Genomic DNA, 21967 nt, shown 5'->3' with positions numbered 1-21967 from the left:
AGTAATCTCATTAAATAAACTATAAAAATCTAAAAATATCTTATTTCCGCGTTAGGGATTGAACGGTTTGTTTGAGCTCCTCGAAGAGAGCGAGTAGAGAAAGCCCGACCCTTGCGGTAACGCTCAAATTATTAAACATAAATATTTGTGTATTCGTGGCAACTTATTGCTAATTGAATACTGCACTGAATACTTAATTAATGTCCATTAACCACATTGTAACGCCATTAGATTCAGCAGTTCTAGACTCCAAAGAACATTATGTGTTCTATCATAAAATGGTCGATTTTGCATTTAAAGAACTTATAGTTGCTGTACAACAACAAGAACTTTGTACCAACCAAGAAGTGCAATTGTTTAAACAATACAGTGACCTGTTATTATATTCCATTGAAGCCATGCGTATAAAATATATGTATGACGATGAGGATAATATGAAGGTTGATTTAACCCATTCGGGCTTTCCAAATTATTTGGAATTTAGGTATTTGTTTAACGATTTAGAATTACGAGACGATTATTTGGGTAGGTTAACACCAATAAATACTTTAAAAGAAGAGTTTTTGGATACTTTAATGCGTAAAAAAGAACCCATTAAAAAAAGTAAGTTATTCCAGGCCTCATCTATAGTGTATTACTCATCGGTTAAAAAACAATACATTTTTAATCGTTTTGTACAAGGCAAAATTTTAAGTGCACCAAAAAGCATTGATACTAAATATATGACCAGCTGGAGTTTTTATGATGTATCTCATAACAGACCGTTTATCTGCTTTATGTATTTCAATTATAGCGGAACGGATGTAAACGATTATAAAGATGACATTTACGACGTTTTAAAAACAACGGCCGATAGAAAGATGAGTTTAGATACTATGGCATATACTATAGATAGAAAATTGCCAAAAGTATCACCAAAGCTTATTAAACGAATTGATTTAGGCCCATTACATAACGTATTTGCAAAAGATGAAAATGATATAACACATGCTGTTTTAGAAGGCATAGGAAAAAAGGAAATCCCTTTGGAATCCTATGCTATATCGCTTAAAATTGACGAGGTTAAATCTGAGAGTGAATTTAAAGAAGGTAGTTTTTTTAATAAACAAACCCTTCAAAGATGGGACAACGTGTTTAAACAAAAATATGTATTTGCGCCACATCGCATTATTCAATTACTGTATAATAAAACACCAGAACTTATAAATGATTTAGCAAAACCACCTGTTGAAATGAGTAGCTTGAAATACTCTAAATAGTTGGCGGTGTTCAGTCTCAGTCTCAGTGTTCAGTTGGCAGTAAATAGGAAATGAACTTGAAAAATAATATTTAACTATAAGTAAACGATATACAGCGAATTTAAATTAAAAGTAAATAGCAGATAGTTTTCAGTAAACAGTGTACAGTTAGCACTGCATACTGCAACTGCAAACTGAATACTAAATTTAACTATAAGTAAACAATATATAATAAGTATAAATTAAAATATAACAGTCAAAATTTAACGAGAAAGAGTAAGCACTGCAAACTGAACACTAACAAAGCAACAGTAAGCACTGCAAACTGAGACTAAACACTGATCACTGAAAAAAAATGGAACACAATTCAACATTCCCAATAAAACTAACCGAACTGGATATGCTTCGTGACGAAGCGTCTTCCTATTTAAAAAGCACACAATGGGAGCAAGGACAACGAGCAAAGAATAAAGATAAAGATGCTAAAGATGAGTCTATCTTGTTATATCTCTCTCGGGCAAATAATGGTAGCAATGCAGCAGAAATAACCTCAGTATCAAAAACCATTCTTGCTTTAAAAAAGCGTTTATTACCAGACTCTATAGCGATTCCTATTTATTTGAATCAAACGCTATATGCCGTACAAGAAGGTATTACATTAGGAATTTGGATAAAAGATAGTTATTACGACGCTTCTGGCTTATCGAGTTTAAATGAAAACAAATCGGCTTTAGATACCAATGGAAAACGCGAATTTGAAAGTAAAATGCATACTGCTACGGCCTTTATGCTTTTCAGTTCAGCCTATAAAATATTAAACGATTTAAAGCCATACGCATCAGATGATTTAAGTGTGATGAAGCAAAAGTTTGCTGGTATTCCAGAAGTGTCACTAATGACGCCTTTAAAAGGAATTTCATGTAGTTTATTCTATTATGATAAGTATTTAGGACATCCGGAAATTATTAAATCAGATAAAGACGTTATAGACTTTACAGTTGTATATTTTGAAGCCTTAATAGACGAGATTCAACTACGTAAAAGCAGTTTAGAGTATACCGAATGCATTGAGGACAGAACCTATAAGTTAGAAAAATCTGAATTTGCTATTTCTGGTTGGAGCAATGTATTTGAAGGCACAGCACAAAGCATAGAATTCAATAAAATTAAGTTTGAACAAATTGTAGGTAACCGTGATGCCAAACACTTTGCACGTCGTTTAACTGAGCGTATGTTGAGCTATGATTTTACAGCAAAGAAGAATCCGTTTCAAGAACTGGGCGGTTTTATGCCTGTTTTTATGGGTTATGGTATTCCAGGAACAGGAAAAAGTATGTTGATTGCTGCCATTGCAACCAAGCTTAAAGAACACTGTGATACGTTAGATATTCCGTTTTTGTTTCACCCGATGCCAGATACACTAATTAGCACATTTCAAGGAGGCTCGGCAGAAAAGATGGTGGAGTGGATGAAACCCATGCAAGACCCTTCAAAATTAATTTTCGCACCTATAGATGATGCCGAAAACAATTTACAAGAGCGAACAGCTCAAGGGGTTTCGGCAGGTGTAAAAGAAGTCATTGGCGTATTTTTACGTTATACAGAAGGTGCTTATGCCGTAAACTACGGAAATAGCTCAATTGGACTGTTTACCAATCTACCTGAAATGCTTGATAAAGCAGTCATTTCTCGCGTACAAGGACGTTTTAAAATTGATGGTGCCAGAACTGAACATGATTTTTTAGATCAAGATCATTTATGGTGGCGTAAATTAGACGAAACCATGCCAGATTTTGTAAACATGCAAGATCCGGAAAACTATACCTATTTACAGGATCAAGGTTTGGCAAAAAACATGGGAGAAATTCTTAATGTTTCCAATAAACCAACTGAAGAACGCGTACACGATATTTATGATCGTGTAGAAAAACGATTCAAAACGAATGAACATGTATTTTATGCAAATCTTTATAAAGACATGCAAAAAGCATTTCCATTCTTTTCATCTCGTGATGTTAGGAATATTCAAAGTGCTGTATCATTGCGTTTAACAGATTTTGATTTAGAAGAAGATTGGTTCGAAAACCCGGAAATCTATTTTAAGCAAGATTATGAAACGAAGTTTAGTATGCTTCAGGAATTAATGCGTGCCAATATGAAAGGCTTAGACTTTTCAGAAATTCGTCGTCAGGAAGTAGTCCGTTATTTAGATAATGTAGCAACCATAGCAGATACTGACTTTAAACGAAAAGTAGATGCCAGAGTCAATCAGTTAAATATAGAAAGAGAAGCAAGAGGTACTTTTGAAAATGGCAACTAATCGTATTAAAAATATAGTAAGTAAATTACTTTCAGATAACTATTATATACTCAAAAAACTAACTTTCGACTATTTAATGAAAGATGGTAGGTGGGTAACGCAAGCAAGAGAAGTTTACGATAGAGGAGATGGTGCCGGTATTTTACTTTATAATAAAGAAAAACAAGCCGTTATCTTAACAAAACAGTTTAGAATGCCTACTTATATGAATGATAATGAGGATGGGTTTTTAGTAGAAATTGCAGCGGGCATGTTAGATAAAGATAATCCAGAAGCTTGTGTTATTAGAGAAACCGAAGAAGAAGTAGGGTATCGATTAAAAGACGTAAAAAAAGTCTATGAGGGGTATTCGTCACCTGGTGTGATGACCGAAAAGATGCATTTCTTTATTGGTGAATATACCGATGATATGAAAGTTAGTGATGGTGGCGGATTGGATAGTGAACATGAAGATATTGACGTATTGGAAATACCTTTTAAAGAAGCAGTTAATATGCTGAATACCGGAGAAATAGTAGATACAAGGACTATTGTTTTGTTGCAGTATGCGATGATTCATAAGTTATTGGAGTAGTTTGTCATTCCTGCGTAGGCAGGAATCCACTTTGAAAGATAAAATAATGTTTTTAGCAAACATAATAATTAATAACAATAAATAATGAGATTCCTGCCTTCGCAGGAATGTAAATATGCAAAAACTAAAAGAAGCCAATTTATACAGAAGCGAACTCATTCCTGTTAGTGGAAAACTGGTGGAACGTTATAATAAATGTTTGTTGAAACTTGGATTTACAAAAACGAAATTAAAAACGTTTCATATAGATGGTATAGGATGGAGCCCTGAGATAGCAGAAGAAAAGGAAGCAATGCATTATTTGAATAATGGTGATGCCAATGCACATGGTATTATCATTTCTCCACTTCAAAAAGGAAAACCTGTCTATGTTCCATTTCATACATTCGATAGAGAAATCATGCAGCATGTTTTTAAAACGCATGGAGAAAAAATACATGATATTACCCGTGATTGTGCCATTTGTTTAGATTTTGATCAGGGTATTGATGCCTTTTATGAACCTTTGGATGTCTTAAAATACAAAACGGTTTTTATAAATTTCCACTTGATAAATAATTTGGTAGATGTTCAAAAAGAACAATTAAAACTCATTGAAACCTTCAATAGCGATAATAATTTCATAGATGAAAGAATTCATGAGCAACTATTAGTATCTGCTAAAACTTATGGAGATTTACGTAATAGAGACCTAGAACTATATCAGTTACAATTTAATACCGATTCTTTTTATACCAAAGCATTTAATGGTGTTTATGTGTTACGCGATTTTATTACACCAATAATTGTTTTTGAAGATGAGACTTGGCATAAAGAAGCCATTAAAGATACAAATTATGATGTGTTAATATATCATATTCATCAACCTGAATTAATGGATAAATTGAGGGATCATGTCATTATAGAATACGATTTAGAAACTGCGGTGAAAACAGAACGTTACGAACGTATTAAAAAGTTCGAAATGACTCAATACCTGGAAAAAACGCAACACCCAGTAAAAGATATTTTAGATAACCCTATTCTATATAAAAGCTATCTTAATAAATTAGATATAGAATCACGTAAAAAGGTGATGAGTGTAGAGCGCTATTTAGAGAAACTGGAAACAAGTAATCAATATAAAATAGCCGATATTGTAGATTTAAAATTGTTTGAAGCATTACATAAACCACATTCCTCTTTAGAAGGAAGACACCAAGATTTAATTTGGAAACTGTTAGTAAATATATCACCTAAAGATGTGTTATATTGGTATTGGTATGATAAGGAAGATTTTTATGCTAGCTTTAAAGAATGGGACGATTCGCTTAAAGAATGGGCTATAGCTATTATTCGTAACAAAATTTAGTGTTTATAGACAGATAATTAAGAAGGAAGTCAGAAGATTGAAGTTGGAAGTTTTATCTCCTACATAAAATTTAGAATATGAAATTTAAATTTGAAGATTTGATAATTTGGCAAAAAGGAATGGATTTAGGAGAAGAAATGAATGTTTTAGCTCATAAGTTTCCTAAAGAAGAGCTTTATAATTTATCATCACAATTGCGTAGAGCTTCAGATTCTATTGCACTAAATATTTCTGAAGGTTCAATTCTACAATCAGGTGCTGAATATAGAAAGTTTTTGGGGTATTCAATTCGTTCTCTTGCTGAAGTTGTGACTTGTCTTCATAAAGCGAAAAGAAGAAACTATTTATCGGAAGAAAGCTTTAACAGGTTTTATAAAAACTGTTTTGATTTAATGAATATGACTATTGCGTTTAGAAACAAAATAAAATGATTAACAGGTATGAGTAAGAAACTTCAAGCTTCCAACGTCATACTTCAAGCTATATAAAATAACAGGTATGAGTAAGAACTTCAAGCTTCTAACGGCGTACTTCAAACAACATAAAATAACAAGCATGAGTAAAAAACTCCAAGCTTCAAACTATATAACAACATGGGACTAGAACTAATAATTTTTATTGCAGCCATATTTTTTGGAGCCTTTCTATATTGGAGAGAGTCTCGTGGTAATGGTTTATACCGTTTTTTTAATAAAGTTTTTAATTCGAAGGCATTACAAATGAAGCCTACAGATAAAAAAGGCTTTGTATATAAACAAACATTCTTAGTGCGGCTCATTTTTATTGGATTTCTATTTTTAATAGGTATTGTTATCACTCGTTTTTTAATTCCAATAGATATAGCAACTATTTCAATATTTGCTTCCATGATTGTTGGTACACTAGCTGGTACTTATTTAGCTAATTTTGTATTTAAGTCTGGAGAAGTTATTGAGGAAAAATCAGATTCTTTAGAAGATATTGTACATGATACCATTGAAAAAGGAAAAGACTTTATTGAAGATTTAAAAACTAAAGATGCTGAAGTCGTTGAAGAAGAAAAAGAAATAAAAGAAACACCCAAAGTAGAGGAGAAGAGTGCCAGAGAGCGTTTGAAGGATAAAGGGTTGTTGTAAACTAAAAAGCCAATTATAACATTAATTGTCATGCTGAGCTTGTCGAAGTAAAAAGAGGAATCCACTTAGAAAGAATCCGTTAAAAATATAATAGATTCCCGTCTTCACGGGAATGAGAAAAAAAGAATATGATTAAAAATTATTGGAATAGAGGAAAACGTCAAAAGATTACAACACTAATTATTGCGTTAATCTTACTGATCTTATTATTTGTTTTACGCGACGATTATCAACCAGCGTTATTATTTGTTAGAAAATTTATTTTCATCATTTTATTAAGTGCTATTGTTTTATTCTTTGGGTTAAAAAAGTTTAGAAATTCTGCAAGTACAGGAAAGCGTCTAGGGATTTTAGGATTATTAGTTGGTTTCTTCGGAGTTTTATATGTAGTCGGATGGCATTTCAAAATGTATGATTATATGAAGACTTATAACGTTTTTAATAATCTAAACAGAGTTGAAATTAATGAGTTACCCCTAACACAGAATGAAAGAATTCAACCATTAAGAAATGTGTTTTCTATGGCCAATGAAAGTGTTGGAGAAACTAAAGACGTTTCATTGCCACATTTAGTAAGAATAGGAGATGAGAATAAATGGACGATGGCTATTCAACCTACTGAAAAATATGTATGGCAGGGGATGACTGATAATACCGAAGAAGTTTTTGCAGTGTCCAGCACCACGCCATTTCCACGATTTTCTAACGAGAATAGAATTCCAGTAACCTTTTCAATAGGAGAATCATTAAAGTTTAGTAGAAACACCTATAATGCAGTAGTACAGCGCTTTAACTTTTTTCAGTTATTCACTATGGAACCCAGTGATACCTATTACATGAAAAATGATACAGGGCAGTGGGTAGAAGTTGTAAGTTTAATTAAATGGAAAGGTTTTTTGTTTCCCTACCCAACCTTTGGAGGAGTCATGGTTATTGAAAACGGTGAGCATGATTTTAGCGATTATATAGAACGTATTTTAATAGGAAAAGGAACTTATATAAGTCCTGAAGAGATGACAAATCATCCTTATCTCACCAGACAAAATACATTAGCAGAAAAAGTATCACGTTTACAAGCAGAATCCTTAAAATTCTTAGGAGGATTTAGCGATCCGTTGCCATGGAATATGGAAACAGCTGTTAAGATTCCTAATTTATCAGATGATCAGAATCAACAACCATTCGTAACCGATTTTGATTTTTCCGATACCGATTCAGATGGATATAGTGGTTTGTATCATTGGTTTGGCTTAGAACCAGTGGGGGATGAGCGAACCAGTTTAACGTTTAGTGTTTTTATACCTGCTGATGGTACCGACAAGATATATTATTATGATCATGCATCAAAAAAACAAGGATACGCAGGCGTTTCTGCTATGCCTTTAAAAGTGATTGAATCTCGTAAAGAATTTGATTGGTCGGTAAATAAACCTGTTGAATTCAGACCTTATATAAAAGAACTTGCGGGAAGAAAACGTATGTTCTTTTTGGGGACTATATCGGCTATAAGAGAAGGTTCCGATAATTTTGATGGTTCGGCAACTCCAGATTTAGCCTTGATAGATAGCGAGTATAGAGATGTTATTTGGATTGATGTAAAACACCCGAGTCAATGGGATAAAACAGTTTACGACCAACTGAATGAAGCTTGGAGAGCTAGTGAAGGTATAGGCTATTACTTTGCAGAAGACACTAAAGAGATCGATGTATCTGAAACTGTGAGAGACTCTATTATGGCGATTCCAAATGATAAGGTCCTGAAACAAGTTCAGGACAGGGAAAAAGTGGAAGAAATTGAAAGATTACAGAAACAAATTGATTCTTTAAAGGCGGTTAATTAAATAGATATGTTGGGATTAGGTGGTTTAGGTCATTTCAAAGGTCATAAGCAAAGACGCGACCAGCGAAAAGATATAGCCAGCGATAAGTTCGATAAAAAGAAACTACTCAACAAAAGATATGGGAAAAAACTTGAATTTAATGCTCCAAACTTAAGGGCATCTGAGCTTGAAAGGTTAAAAGCAGGTATAAGGAGTAACCTTAAAAAAGATAGATTAAAGGATTATTTATTGTTCTTTATTCTTTTTTTGATTCTCTTTAGTTCGTTTTATTATTTCATGAATTAATTCAATACAAGAGACAAAATAAAAAGAATGTCTTAAAATACCAATTCCATTTTAATATCACTTCGTTTATAAGGCGTGTCTGGTTCCAATGGCTTTTCAATAAACCCATACTTTTTGTATATATAAATAGCATTTTCTAAAGTTGTATTAGAATAGAGTATTAGGTTTGGGAGCCCTATAGATTTAGCAAAATCAATACAGTGTTGCATAAGTTGTTGACCAATTTTATGCCCACGATGTTCAGGTGAAACAGCCATTTTTGTTAATTCAAAAAGGCCATCATCACCTATAGGCATAAGCGCAACAGTTCCAACAACTTGTTCATTAATTTTCGCAAAAAATATGTGACCTCCTTTTTTTATAATATACTGTTCTGGTTTGCTTAAAACTTCAGCATCATAAGGCTCAACATAAAAATATGTCTTTAACCATTCTACGTTTAATTCATAAAAATCCTTGGCATATTTTTTATCAAAAGAAATAATTTCAAGTGCTTGTGTTGTATTCATTTTTATATCATTAATAATGGTTTTGCTAAAACTTTTAGTGTTAAGCTTATTTTCCAGAATATTTAAATGTTCTATTAAAGACGAAGACTTTTCCAAGGTATATTCTTTAATGACTTTATCAATACTTTTCCAGATAGGTTTTAATTTTCCTAATGCGTGATGGCCCTTATCGGATAGGAAAATTATTTTCTTTCGTTTATCCAGTTTGTCTGACTTGTACATAATCAAACCTTTGTCGTTTAATTTGTTAATAGCCTGTGTGATTGCTGGTTGTGTAAATTGTAGTGAGTTTTGTATTTCAGAATTTGTTACCCCATTTTTATTAACTATAATCTTAAATATAGGGAATAGGTAAGGGTCAAAATCTACATTAAAATGATTGTAAACTAATTGTGTTTCTTTCATCATGTATTCACTCACTCTTTTAAGTCTGGATCCTAACCCTAATTCACCATAACCACGTAATGCATCCATAGTATTGTTATTTATATAAGTGCTTATGCAAATATATGTAAATTATTAATATTCTTAAAAATACTAAGCTTTTATAAAGTCTGTGATTAAATAGGTAATGAGTTTTCCAACTTGATTATTTGTCTTTTTACTAGGAGAAGCTTCACATATATGCAAATAGCATGCATTCTCATGTTTGGCAAAAAAGCTTAAAAATCGTCTGGTTTTATTAACACTAAAACCGCTAGGAGTCATGGCGCTACTTGGAATGTTTTCGATAGCATCGCAATCTATTTCTATACCAAAAGGTGATTTAGAAATATGATTTAATGCTTGATTTAACGCTTCTTTAAATCCGAGTTCTTTTCTAATTTCTATAGATTCGAATGTATTATATTTAATAGCTTTTAGTTTATTCAACGTATTAAATAATCTATCTGAAGTATAATTTTCGTGTAGTCCGAAAATAAAATAATCTTTTAAAAACCCTTCAGCGTAAGCGTAGCTAAATCCATTTCCACTATGACGCCCTTCTTCAGGTCTAAAATCTGAGTGAGCATCAAAATTAATGACATTAATAGGTTTATTAAAAGCTAACGATGTTCCTTTAATATTTCCATAAGCATTATTGTGACCACCTCCAATAATGATTGGTTTTTTACCAGCCAAAATTATTTGGTTAACAACATGTGATACATGATTATCAATCTTAGAAACTATTTTTCTAGCTTTTAAAATATTTTTTTTCTTTGAAATGTCTAACTCCGAAACTTCTAACATCTCTGTAGAAAAATCAAGATGCCCTAAAATTAGAACTTTGTCTGCCTTTGTATACTCGTTACTTTGGATGTTTAACAGAATTTTAAGTGTAGCCTCCCAAGCCTTTGAAGCCCCAGTTTTTCCATGATTAGCTAACACACCAACATCTTCAGGTAAACCAATTATTATATAAACAACATCCAAATTTTTAAGTTGGTCGTATATATTGGAAATGCCGGTTAATATTTTAACATGTTGACCAAATTTGGATTCACCAACGCGTTTGTTTAATAATTTATTTCGAGAAGAATTTTTAAATAAAACTAGTTTATCCATTTTATTAAATAAATTTTTTGAGTACTAAAAATACACCATTATATTTGTTTAAGGCATAAAAAAAATAAACTATTAATATTATAGCAACACTAGATTTTAAAAACACTTAAAAACAAGTAATTATGGAAAACAGCAAGAGCAATATGGGGCTTAAAGTAGGATTAGGAATTGCATTAGTTTTATTCTTAGGAACTGGTTTTTATACAATGAATTTGTATAAAAGTAGTAGTCAGATACAAAAAGATTTAACAGAAGAAAAGCAATTGGTTATGAATGATTTAAACGCTATGGCAAAGCAATATGATGTGGCCATTAGCGAAAATGATGTAGCAAACAAAAACTTAACTGATGCAAGATCACGTATTCAAGGCTTAATAGATTCATTAAAGATGTCTGAAACTAACGTAAGAAGTTTATGGAGATACAAAAAGAAATACCAAGGTTTACAAAAAGAAATGGATGTATTGTTAGCACAAAATGATTCTTTAAGAGTTGAAAATTCATATTTAGCAACGTCTTTAGATAGCACACGTGTACGTTTAGAAGAGCGTACTATATTTACCGATTCTTTATTAGTTCAAAATAATGCTTTAGCTGAAGTTGTTGAAAATGCAGCAGTTCTAAATACAGTTGGATTGAAAGGGTTTGGAGTTATTGAAAGAACTTCTGGTAAACTAATACCAACAGAGAGAGCTAGTCGTACAGATAAAATTAGAGTTTGTTTTACTGTTGCTAAAAATGGTTTAGTTCAAGCTGGAGACCAAGAATTATATGTTCAAGTTATAGATCCAAAAAACAATACTTTAGGTCTAAATAAGCAAGTTTATTTTGATGGTAAATCATTAAGCTACAGTATTATTAGTAAATTCAACTATGAAAATGCTAGTCTTAATATTTGTGAATTTGTAGCTTCAAAAGGAAAAAATAATTTTGAAAAAGGACGTTATATTGTAAACGTTTTTAACGAAAAAGACCTAGTATCAAGTTCTGAGTTTACTTTAAAGTAAAGTATATATAACACTTAAATGCAGAGCCTCAAGTTTTTACTTGAGGCTTTTTTTATGCCATAATTTCACTACTCAATTATTAACATTTTAATCTAAAAACATATAAGAAAAACCATTAGTTTTATCCTTGATTTAACCTACAAAGTAAATGTTATTGGGATTTATACGAAAAGTCGCCATTTATGGAATAATATCTCCTGTGCTTTCAAAAGAGGTTCGAAATAGTACACCTAAACAAATTTATCTGCAAATTATAGAGAAATTTATAACTAATGTAACTGAAGGTACTATTTTAGAATATACTGGAATATCATTATTGATAATAACTAACCAATATTTCAATACTTGTTTTCAAAACGGATACACTAGAGCTCCAGAAGTATCCAATACAGTTTTAAATTATAGATAATGAATCCAAATGTTATTTTTTTAAACTCATTTTTAGATGTTTCGGAAGAAACTTTCGAAAAGCTTGCTAATATATCTACGTTTAGGAAACTTGAAAAAGGATATCAAATAGATAAACCTGGTGAAGTTCCAGACAAAATTTATATGCTTATATCTGGAATGATACGTGCCTATCTTAGTTCTGAATCTGGGAAGGAGTATAATAAGAATTTTTTTATGCCTTTTAGTTTTGTAGGGTCGCTAACGGCTTTGATAAAAAAGAAGCCTTCTAAATTAACTTATGAAGCACTTACTTCGTGTAAAGTATATGAGATAAGCTTTGATGATATTACCAGGCTTTGTAAAGAAGATATTCATATTAGTAATCTGTACAATAAAGTTTTAGAGCGGGTTTTTATAAAATATGAAGAGCGTCAATTGGAATTTATTTCTATGAATGCTACAGAGCGATATTTAAAATTGAGAAAGAAAATATCGGGAATAGATGATTTGATTCCGCAATACCATATAGCATCCTATTTGAGTATAACTCCAGTTCAATTAAGTAGAATTAGAAAAAAAATAGACAAAAATTAACATTTGTTAATCATCGATAAAATGTTTAATTATATATTTGGAACCATTTCCTTTTAATTGTTAAATAAAAGGATTGATAGCTAACTAACCAACCAAAAAAAACAGGTAATATTTATTACCTGTTTTTTTATACTATTTTATTTAAGTTTATTTTAAGCTTCCTACCATATCTTCGGGTTTTACCCAGTTATCGTAGTCTTCTGCAGTTACATAGCCTAAATTAATAGCTTCTTCTTTTAAAGTAGTCCCGTTTTTATGCGCAGTATTAGCAATTTCAGCGGCCTTATAATAACCAATTTTAGTATTTAAGGCAGTTACAAGCATTAAAGAGTTATTTAATAATTTAGTAATAACTTCGCTATTAGGTTCTATACCTATAGCGCAATTTAAATCAAAACTTACGCAAGCATCTCCAATCAATTGTGCTGAATGTAATACGTTTGCTGCCATTACTGGCTTAAAGACATTCAATTCATAGTGTCCTTGCATACCCCCAACAGAAATAGCTACATCGTTACCTACAACTTGAGCACAAACCATAGTTAATGCTTCACATTGAGTTGGATTAACCTTTCCTGGCATAATAGAACTTCCAGGTTCATTGGCTGGAATAATAATTTCACCAATACCAGAACGTGGTCCGGATGCCATCATTCTAACATCATTTGCGATTTTATTTAAAGAAACAGCTATTTGTTTTAACGCACCGTGAGTTTCGACTAAGGCATCGTGAGCAGCTAAAGCCTCAAATTTGTTTGGAGCTGTTACAAATGGTAAACCTGTAAACTCTGCTATATATTCTGCTACAAGTTTACTATATCCTTTTGGTGTATTTAACCCTGTACCAACAGCAGTACCACCCAAAGCTAATTCGCTTAAATGGGATAATGTGTTTTCTAAGGCTTTTATACCGTGGTCTAATTGAGCCACATAACCAGAAAGTTCTTGTCCAAGAGTAAGAGGGGTAGCGTCCATTAAATGGGTGCGTCCAATTTTTACAACCTCTCTAAAATCATTTGCTTTTTTATTTAAAGTATTTCGTAATTGTTTTACGCCGGGAATTGTATTTTCAACTACTTTCTTGTATGCGGCTATGTGCATACCAGTAGGGAAGGTGTCGTTAGAAGATTGCGATTTGTTAACGTCATCATTTGGCTGAATCGTTTTTTCTCCTTCTCCAATTACTTTTCCAGCTATTTGATGTGCTCTATTGGCAATGACCTCGTTCACATTCATATTGCTTTGAGTTCCTGATCCAGTTTGCCATATAACTAAAGGAAATTGATCGTCATGCTTGCCTTCCAATATTTCATCACAAACATTAGCAATTAAATCACGTTTCTCAGTAGATAAAACTCCAAGTTCACAATTAGTATATGCCGCAGCTTTTTTTAGATATGCAAATCCGTAAATTATTTCTAAAGGCATAGAAGCGGAAGCTCCAATCTTAAAGTTGTTTCTTGACCGTTCAGTTTGAGCTCCCCAAAGTTTATCAGCAGGAACTTTAACCTCTCCCATAGTATCTTTCTCTATTCTGTAACTCATCTCTTTAATGATTAAATTTAAGTTGCAAAGTTAATTGTTTTGAGATGCTTTTTTATATGATATATGTTAGTTTTTTAAAGACTTTTTAACACTTGTCTAACATAGTTATTTATAATATCTCTAGTAAAAATAGTATCTTGTAGTGGATTATAAAAAATAGACATTTATTCATACAAAATTAATTTTATAAACATTTAAAAATCATAATTATGGCAGCAATTAGATTAGGGGATGTAGCTCCAAATTTTACAGCAGAATCAACAGAAGGGACTATTAATTTTCATGATTGGTTAGGAGATAGTTGGGGAATTTTATTTTCACACCCAGCAGATTATACACCAGTTTGCACAACGGAATTGGGTACCGTGGCAAAATATAAAGCTGAATTTGATAAGCGTAATGTAAAAGTTGTAGCGCTTAGTGTAGATGGTATTGATTCTCACCATGGGTGGATTAATGATATTAATGAAACACAAGGGACTACGGTTAATTTTCCTATTATAGCAGATGAAGATAGAAAAGTATCTGAATTATATGATATGATTCACCCTAATGCAGATAGCAAACTAACAGTTCGATCTGTTTTTGTTATAGGTGCAGATAAAAAAGTAAAGTTAACTATAACATATCCTGCGTCTACTGGTAGAAACTTTGATGAATTACTACGTGTTATCGATTCGTTGCAATTAACAGCGTATCATAAAGTTGCTACTCCTGCGAATTGGGAAAATGGAGATGATTGTGTAGTTGTACCAGCTGTTGCAACAGAAGACATTCCAGGGATTTTTCCAAAAGGTTTTAAAGAAGTTAAACCTTATTTAAGAATGACTCCTCAACCTAATTTAGATTAGTGATAGCTCCTTTAATTGAAAAACAATTCTTAGAGGTTAACCTCTAAATTTCTATTAAAATTGTTGTTCTCGTGCCTGTGCTGAACTTGTTTCAGTAAAATTGGGAATCTAAATAAAGAATTTCTTAAATTTGATATTGTGTAACAAATAGCTTTGCATTATCTTTGCATAAGATTTTTTAAAAGACACTTACAAATTATGTTTGATTTTGATCAATATTTAGGATTTTTAGCTTTTTTAACCATTTTAACAATAGGATTTTGGTTAATGATATTCTTATTAACTTTCGTTATTCCTTATTGGATAGGAGGTTCTTTAATTGAAAGATTAAAAGAAATTAGAGAAGAGAAAAAAGCAAAACGACAAAATTCGTAACATTATTTGACTTAATAATAAAAAAAGGAAGCTAATCATTTAGCTTCCTTTTTTTATTAGTTGTTATTACATTTCAACACCGTCACTATCAAAGTTACCGCTTCGCTCCCGTTTTTTCTGTTGATTAAATCTATAAGTAAACGATACATTATAGATACGACCTCCTCTAAATTGAATCTCTTGATATGCAGTAAACGTTTCTGCCGTAATATGATTCATGGAAATATTACTATTAAAGACATCTATAATATTAAACGCTATAGAAGCTTTATCCTTGAATAAGTCTTTACTAAATGCGGTGTTAGTAGAAAGCCTTCCTTTTCTATTATTTTGAGCATCTTCACTAGGGCCATTATAATTCAAGTTGGTTTGCCAATCTACTTTGTATGGTAGCGTTAATTTGTTGGTCAATCTAGCAGACCAGATTAAATTATCTGCACCTAACTCAATACCTTCAAAATTACCATCTCTTCTAAATTTAAAAATATTAAAATCTGTATTAACCCGCCATTTTCTGGATGGACTATAATTTAAATTAAATTCGAAACCATATCGGTTTGCTGTTGCTAAATTTACAGGACCTCTTTCTATAACTGGAAATTCTTCATCGTTAATGATAACAGTTTCTCCAGTTCTTCTACTTATAAATGTCATGACATTTGTTGAATGGGCGTAGTATAGAGCAGAGCTTAATGTAAATTTGTTAAACCTATTTAAATAGCCTACTTCGAACCTATCGGTGTAGGTAGGATCTAAATCTGGGTTACCCTGAAACACATTGGCTATACTCGATCTTGAAGGAAAAGGGTTTAACATAAAACCTCTGGGTCTTCTTAATCTACGGTTATAACCAAGAGTAATGCTTTCATCCTCACTCATTTTGTAATTTAAATTAACAGTAGGGAATAAGCCTGTGAGATTTTTTCTTTTAAAGTCTCCTGTAGTAGGTTGGTCTATAGTTGTTCTTGTATTTTCTAAACGCAAACCTAACAAGTATGAAAACTTATCCATTTTACTACCAAATTGAATATATGCAGCTGTTAAATATTGTTTGAAATTGAAAATATTGGTAAGGTTTTTATTGACATCAAACATATTTGTATTCACATTCAATGTATCAACTCTAAAATCTGTTGTATTGTTACTAAAATCACCTCGATAACCTATTTCAAATTGGCTTTTTTCTCCAATAGGTAGGACATAGTCACTTTGTAATAATATATTTGTTTGATCTTCAAAATTAGCAACCATTTCTGTATCTACACTATTAAAATTTACTATAGAGTTTTGATCATTATTAGTATCTTCATATTGAAAATCGAACGTTAATTTCTGGTCACTATCTTCAAAGTTTTTTACAAAGTTAACTGAATATTGTATCGTTTCATTATCTCCTAGTTCGGGATTTAATCTAAGGTTTCTAGTAGTTGTACCAGTATTTTTATTTAATTGAATCAGATTGTTAATTGAACGATCATCTTTATTGTTATTACGGTATACTATTCCTGTAGTTAATGATGCCAAATCATTTATATACCATTCCATACCTGTATTTGTTGTAATGCCTTTTCTTATATCGATCCAATCTCTTTTTTCATCTAAATCTGGTGTATTAATATCATTGTATTTTACGTCATTATACCAGTGGCCTAGGCGTTCGTTATATCTATATGAAGTTGTACTAAAAAAATTAACATTTCTAGTTCTATAATTTATATTTCCAGAAAGTCCAGCTGCATCTGGGTGTCCAACATTTGCTGTTATAGAACCATTAAGGCCCAATAATTTACTGCGTCGCAAAATAATATTTAAAATACCTGCTGTACCCTCAGCTTCATATCTGGCTGAAGGGGATGTTATGACTTCGACTTTTTCAATAGACTCAGCAGGCAACTGTTTTAATGCATCTGTAGAATTTAAACCTACCAAGCCCGAGGGTTTGCCATTAATAAGAATCCGTACATTATCATTTCCTCTTAAGGCTACATTGCCTTCACCATCTACAGAAACAGAAGGAACATTATCCAAAACATCACTAACCGTACCACCACTTACGGTAAGATCTTTACCGACGTTATATATTTTCTTGTCAAGCTTTATTTCAACGGTAGTACGTTCTGCTATTATTTCTACCTCATCAAGTGATTCTAAATCAATTTCTAAATAAAAGACTCCAAGGTTAGTGTTGGATATAATTTTTTTGTTTGGAATTGTTTGTGTAACAAACGAAATATATTCAACCGAAATATCGTAGACACCTTTAGGAACGGGAATACTAAAAACTCCATTTATATCTGTTATACCTCCAGCTACAATTTTATTTTTTTGCTTGTTTAAAAAAGAAACTGTTGCATATTCAAGAGGTTCTTTAGTCTCTTTATCGAGAACTTTCCCGGTTATCGTGACATCTTTTAATATTAATGATGTACTTGAAATTTTAGTGTTTTTTGGCTGTGCATACATTGTAAATATGCTAAACAATAGTACTAAGCTAGATGGAATAAATTTATTCATTAATTAGATTTACTATATAAACAGTAAAAGTAACTTAAGGTTTAATGAGGAATGGTTAAAATTGTGTTAATAAGAGAGCGTAAAGGTCTTAAATAATATCTAAGATTTTTTCTGGTGGTCTACCTATAACTGCTTTTTTGCCATTTATAATAATTGGGCGTTCTATTAACTTTGGGTTTTCAATCATAGCAGTAATAATTTCGGCATCACTTAAATCTTTGTTTTTAAACTTTTCTTTCCAAATAGATTCATTTTTTCTAATGAGCTCTATAGGTTTTATGCCTAAAAGGTTTATTAAATCTTTTAATTCCTTTTTATTTGGTACATCTTCTAAGTATTTAACTATCTCAAATTCTTTACCGGATTTTTCAAGTATTTCTAATCCGCAACGAGATTTACTACAACGATTGTTATGGTATATTTTTATCATTATAAATGAATGTTATAATTTTTTAATTGTTGAATAAGTTGTTCTGGAGATTTAAATTGAATTCCGTTAATCCCCAGAGCATTAGCAGCTTCAATGTTTCTTAAATTATCATCAATAAAAATTGATTTTTCAACAGTGATATTAAAACGATCTAGAGTAAGGTTATAAATTTCATCAAAAGGTTTCCTGGTTTTTTCATCGCCAGAGACTATAATACCTTCAAACCATTGTAAAAAATCAAATTTATCTAAAGCGATAGGGAAGGTCTCACCACTCCAATTGGTTAAAGCAACAACTTTATATTTATTAGATTCTTTAAGTGCTTTAAGAATCTTTACAGTACCGTCTATTTGTTCTCCTAGCATTTCTACCCATCTTCCATAAAACATTCTAATTAAGGCTTCATGTTCTGGAAAAAGTGCCACTCGTTCTTCTGTAGCTTTATCCATAGGGTAACCTGCGTCCTGATTTTCATTCCAATCGCTTGTACAGATATTATCGAAAAACCACTGCATTTTTTGGCGATCTCCGTTAAATTCATCTAAATAAACATATTCTGGATTCCAATCTATTAAAACGCCTCCGAGATCAAAAATTATTGTATCTATTGTATTCATGTATTGCTTTTTAAATAATGTTACTGCCGTTTTTTTATTTCCAATGAAGGGTTTTTTCTTTACTAAATAGTGTTTTTCTAAACGCTCCCGGCTTTTTATCATTTAATAGCTCTAATTTGCCTTTTTCTTTTATTAATTCAGAAAAATGATCTTCTCTAAGTTTATATTGTTCTTCATTTAAATAAGTAGTAATAAGCATTAAATGAAACGGAGCATCTTCATTTGCTGGTGTTTCTAATATTTGAAACGAATGAATATACTTTTTTTTAATGGCCATCTTTCTAAGCACTTTCCAATTATTTTGATAGTAGAATGCAGCTTCTTCTTTGTTATCATTTAAGATTTGAACAAAATCTATTGTAGAAATTTTATCGCCTTGTTGTCCATAGCTGATACTCGTAGCTAAAAAAATAAAAAATACTAGTGTCCTCATAACGTCTTTAAATTAAATATCAATTCATATAGGATTCTTTACAAATGTTTTATAATTGATTATCGTCTTCTACTTTTTGTCCCATAGTCATTAAATAAGACTTTAAAAACTCATCTATGTTTCCATCCATAACGGCATCAACATTTCCTGTTTCATGAGCAGTTCTTACATCTTTTACCAATTTATAAGGATGCATCACATAATTGCGAATTTGACTACCCCATTCAATTTTCATTTTACCAGCTTCAATGTCGTCGCGTTGCGCTAATTGCTTTTGAAGTTCGATTTCATATAATTGTGATTTTAACATTTGCATGGCACGGGACCTATTATCATGCTGTGATCTTGTTTCAGAGCATGAAATTTGAATTCCTGTTGGTTTATGGGTTAATTGCACTTTGGTTTCGACCTTATTAACATTTTGACCTCCGGCACCACTGGATCTGGCAGTTGTAATTTCAATATCAGCTGGGTTAATATCAATTTCAATAGTATCATCAACTAACGGATATACGTAAACGGAAGCAAAACTGGTATGTCGCTTTGCATTACTATCAAAAGGAGAAATCCTCACCAGGCGGTGTACTCCGTTTTCACCTTTTAACCAGCCAAAAGAAAAGTCACCTTCAATTTCTAAAGTCACTGTTTTTATGCCAGCAACGTCACCTTCTTGGAAGTTAAGTTCTTTTACTTTAAATCCGCTTTTTTCGGCATACATTAAATACATACGCATTAACATACTGGCCCAATCACAGCTTTCGGTACCACCAGCACCAGCTGTAATCTGTAAAACAGCACTTAGGCTATCACCTTCATCAGAAAGCATATTTTTAAACTCAACATCTTCTAGTAAATTTGATGCGCCGTTATATAATTCTTCAACATCTTCTATGGTAAATTCACCTTCTTTATAAAACTCATAAAGCACCTCTAGATCTTCTATCAGTGTTTTTATTTTATTATAATCTTCTACCCATTTTTTCTTAACTCTAAGCGATTTCATAATCGCTTCTGCAGCTTTTGGGTCATTCCAAAAATTGGGATCGAACGTTTGTTCTTCTTCGTTCTGTATTTCTATAAGCTTGACATCTACGTCAAAGATAGTGCCTAAGTTTGTCTAGGCGGGTATTAAGATCTTTAATCTGATCTGAAGTAATCATAGGTTATTTTGTTTTGAACAAAAATACAATATAATATATGTTTACATAGGAGAATTCAACAGATAATCGAATTTATTGATGCTTTGTAAATTTAAAATTTATATTTAATCGCTATTAACTTAAGAGGGAGCACCTTACTTATTATTATTTCGACTTTTATAATCATTAAAGTATAAATTTTGTTGTTACTTATCTTAATTTACTAGCGAACTAAGAAACAATTCTAAACAAAATAGTATATTGAGATTAAGTATCATAATTCCTGTTTATAATGTAGAAAAGTACATAGCTAGATGTATTGAGAGTCTTTTAAATCAAGATTTACATGAAAATGAATATGAAATACTTATAATTAATGATGGTTCAAAGGATGATAGTATTTCTATAGCAAAACAGTTTAGCGATAAACACTCAAATATTATTATTTATAATAAGGAAAATGGAGGTGTTGGTAGTGCTAGAAATAAAGGAATAGATTTAGCTAAAGGAAAGTATGTCTATTTTATTGATCCAGACGATTATTTAGCCAATAATGTATTACGGTTAATTTTAGATTATAGTGATACCTACGAGTTAGAAATTTTAACATTTTTGTCTACAGGAACAAGTCTTTTTAGTTTGCTAGAATCTGTTTCAGACAGAAATAAGGCCTATGCATTAAATAAAATGAATGGGATAGATTATATTGGAAATGTTGGCTATAAAAGTGAAGTCTGGTGGTATATTATTAATCGAGATTTTCTAAAGAAAAGTGGGGTTAAATTTATAGAAGGACGATGGATGGAAGATGCTATTTTCACAACATCTTTGTTTATAAAAACTCATTTTATTACTCAATTACCAATAGATGTGCACAGGCATGTAAAGAGAGTTGGATCGGCAATGACAAGTAGAGAACCAGACCATTATCTAAATGTTATATACGATAATGAGAATGCAGCATTGGTATTTAATTCGCTTATTGAGAGTATTAATAATCCCAGTAATAAAAATAGCCTTTGCATTAAAAGATTAAAAGCAAGACAACAATCTTTTGTTTTTTTTATGATGATAAGAATATTAAAATCTACAATAAGATTAAAACAAGTTAAAGTTATTATTAATAATATGTCTCGTATAAAGGCATACCCTCTAACTTCCTTTTTAGGAAACGATTATAATGGAATAGCTTACATTGTTATCTCTAACATTTTCAATGTTAAATTTTTATATTATTTTATTTTTTGGATGATAAATCCATTTTTCAGAAAAAAGACATTATTATAAACTA

Annotated in this window: 21 protein-coding genes; 13 read left to right on the top strand and 8 right to left on the bottom strand. The window is 31.4% G+C overall.

What is annotated here, in order from left to right; all coding sequences use genetic code 11:
* The first annotated feature begins 200 nt into the window (after positions 1-200).
* The 7 genes from Q4Q39_RS11180 (at position 201) to Q4Q39_RS11150 (ending at position 8439) form a co-directional block, all read left to right on the top strand.
* The gene (locus Q4Q39_RS11180; protein WP_303282560.1) at positions 201-1259 is read left to right on the top strand and encodes a hypothetical protein; all 1059 of its coding nucleotides are present in this window, start codon (positions 201-203) and stop codon (positions 1257-1259) included.
* A gap of 334 nt (positions 1260-1593) precedes the next feature.
* Positions 1594-3558 carry an AAA family ATPase gene (locus Q4Q39_RS11175; protein ID WP_303282559.1) on the top strand — a complete coding sequence of 655 codons (1965 nt, stop codon included), beginning with the start codon at positions 1594-1596 and terminating at the stop codon, positions 3556-3558.
* On the top strand, positions 3548-4132 hold the full coding sequence (locus Q4Q39_RS11170; protein ID WP_303282558.1) for an NUDIX domain-containing protein: 585 nt from the start codon (positions 3548-3550) through the stop codon (positions 4130-4132). Before Q4Q39_RS11175 ends, Q4Q39_RS11170 begins: the two co-directional genes overlap by 11 nt.
* A gap of 115 nt (positions 4133-4247) precedes the next feature.
* Positions 4248-5483, top strand: a complete 1236-nt coding sequence (locus Q4Q39_RS11165; RefSeq protein ID WP_303282557.1) for a DUF6638 family protein — start codon at positions 4248-4250, stop codon at positions 5481-5483.
* 77 nt (positions 5484-5560) lie between these two features.
* Positions 5561-5914 carry a four helix bundle protein gene (locus Q4Q39_RS11160; RefSeq protein WP_303282556.1) on the top strand — a complete coding sequence of 118 codons (354 nt, stop codon included), beginning with the start codon at positions 5561-5563 and terminating at the stop codon, positions 5912-5914.
* Between the two features lie 162 nt (positions 5915-6076).
* Positions 6077-6598: a hypothetical protein gene (locus tag Q4Q39_RS11155; RefSeq protein ID WP_303282555.1), complete on the top strand. Its 522-nt coding sequence runs from the start codon at positions 6077-6079 to the stop codon at positions 6596-6598.
* Positions 6599-6726: 128 nt separating this feature from the next.
* Positions 6727-8439, top strand: a complete 1713-nt coding sequence (locus Q4Q39_RS11150; RefSeq protein ID WP_303282554.1) for a hypothetical protein — start codon at positions 6727-6729, stop codon at positions 8437-8439.
* A 317-nt stretch (positions 8440-8756) separates the two neighbouring features.
* On the opposite strand, the gene Q4Q39_RS20620 is transcribed toward Q4Q39_RS11150, so the two are convergent.
* Both Q4Q39_RS20620 and Q4Q39_RS11135 read right to left on the bottom strand, forming a co-directional pair.
* A complete protein-coding gene (locus Q4Q39_RS20620; protein WP_345075457.1) occupies positions 8757-9707 on the bottom strand; it encodes a bifunctional helix-turn-helix transcriptional regulator/GNAT family N-acetyltransferase in 951 nt (316 codons plus the stop codon).
* A 63-nt stretch (positions 9708-9770) separates the two neighbouring features.
* On the bottom strand, positions 9771-10781 hold the full coding sequence (locus Q4Q39_RS11135) for a formimidoylglutamase (RefSeq protein ID WP_303282553.1): 1011 nt from the start codon (positions 10779-10781) through the stop codon (positions 9771-9773).
* Positions 10782-10903: 122 nt separating this feature from the next.
* On the opposite strand from Q4Q39_RS11135, the gene Q4Q39_RS11130 reads away from it, so the two are divergent.
* The 3 genes from Q4Q39_RS11130 (at position 10904) to Q4Q39_RS11120 (ending at position 12772) form a co-directional block, all read left to right on the top strand.
* Positions 10904-11788 (top strand): DUF8428 domain-containing protein, encoded by an 885-nt coding sequence (locus Q4Q39_RS11130; protein ID WP_303282552.1) that lies wholly within the window; start codon positions 10904-10906, stop codon positions 11786-11788.
* Positions 11789-11936: 148 nt separating this feature from the next.
* Positions 11937-12197, top strand: a complete 261-nt coding sequence (locus Q4Q39_RS11125; RefSeq protein WP_303282551.1) for a hypothetical protein — start codon at positions 11937-11939, stop codon at positions 12195-12197.
* Positions 12197-12772 carry a Crp/Fnr family transcriptional regulator gene (locus Q4Q39_RS11120; protein WP_303282550.1) on the top strand — a complete coding sequence of 192 codons (576 nt, stop codon included), beginning with the start codon at positions 12197-12199 and terminating at the stop codon, positions 12770-12772. The genes Q4Q39_RS11125 and Q4Q39_RS11120 overlap by 1 nt, the downstream gene beginning before the upstream one ends.
* Before the next feature lie 147 nt (positions 12773-12919).
* Here the strand turns inward: Q4Q39_RS11120 and fumC are convergent, their stop codons facing one another.
* Positions 12920-14317, bottom strand: coding sequence for a class II fumarate hydratase (gene fumC / locus Q4Q39_RS11115; RefSeq protein WP_303282549.1), 1398 nt, complete (start codon positions 14315-14317; stop codon positions 12920-12922).
* A gap of 209 nt (positions 14318-14526) precedes the next feature.
* Between fumC and Q4Q39_RS11110 the strand changes: the two genes are divergently transcribed.
* Both Q4Q39_RS11110 and Q4Q39_RS11105 read left to right on the top strand, forming a co-directional pair.
* The gene (locus Q4Q39_RS11110; RefSeq protein WP_303282548.1) at positions 14527-15168 is read left to right on the top strand and encodes a peroxiredoxin; all 642 of its coding nucleotides are present in this window, start codon (positions 14527-14529) and stop codon (positions 15166-15168) included.
* A gap of 198 nt (positions 15169-15366) precedes the next feature.
* Complete coding sequence (locus tag Q4Q39_RS11105; RefSeq protein WP_162880248.1) at positions 15367-15543, top strand: hypothetical protein; 177 nt, start codon at positions 15367-15369, stop codon at positions 15541-15543.
* 66 nt (positions 15544-15609) lie between these two features.
* On the opposite strand, the gene Q4Q39_RS11100 is transcribed toward Q4Q39_RS11105, so the two are convergent.
* The 5 genes from Q4Q39_RS11100 to prfB form a co-directional block, all read right to left on the bottom strand.
* Positions 15610-18057, bottom strand: coding sequence for a TonB-dependent receptor (locus Q4Q39_RS11100; RefSeq protein ID WP_303282546.1), 2448 nt, complete (start codon positions 18055-18057; stop codon positions 15610-15612).
* An 88-nt stretch (positions 18058-18145) separates the two neighbouring features.
* On the bottom strand, positions 18146-18487 hold the full coding sequence (arsC, locus tag Q4Q39_RS11095) for an arsenate reductase (glutaredoxin) (RefSeq protein WP_303282545.1): 342 nt from the start codon (positions 18485-18487) through the stop codon (positions 18146-18148).
* On the bottom strand, positions 18487-19104 hold the full coding sequence (locus Q4Q39_RS11090; protein WP_303282543.1) for an HAD family hydrolase: 618 nt from the start codon (positions 19102-19104) through the stop codon (positions 18487-18489). Before Q4Q39_RS11090 ends, arsC begins: the two co-directional genes overlap by 1 nt.
* A 34-nt stretch (positions 19105-19138) precedes the next feature.
* On the bottom strand, positions 19139-19537 hold the full coding sequence (locus tag Q4Q39_RS11085; protein ID WP_303282542.1) for a hypothetical protein: 399 nt from the start codon (positions 19535-19537) through the stop codon (positions 19139-19141).
* 49 nt (positions 19538-19586) lie between these two features.
* A protein-coding gene (gene prfB / locus Q4Q39_RS11080; protein WP_303282541.1) for a peptide chain release factor 2 occupies positions 19587-20697 on the bottom strand; the annotation gives its coding sequence in 2 pieces (ribosomal slippage) (positions 19587-20633 and positions 20635-20697; 1110 coding nt in all).
* Between the two features lie 240 nt (positions 20698-20937).
* Between prfB and Q4Q39_RS11075 the strand changes: the two genes are divergently transcribed.
* Positions 20938-21963, top strand: a complete 1026-nt coding sequence (locus Q4Q39_RS11075; RefSeq protein ID WP_303282540.1) for a glycosyltransferase family 2 protein — start codon at positions 20938-20940, stop codon at positions 21961-21963.
* Positions 21964-21967: the final 4 nt, after the last annotated feature.

Source organism: Flavivirga amylovorans, from assembly GCF_030540875.1.
In the GTDB taxonomy this organism is placed as follows: Bacteria; Bacteroidota; Bacteroidia; order Flavobacteriales; family Flavobacteriaceae; genus Flavivirga; species Flavivirga amylovorans.
The sequence above is the reverse complement of the archived record's forward strand: the minus strand, read 5'-3'. Positions and strand labels throughout refer to the sequence as shown.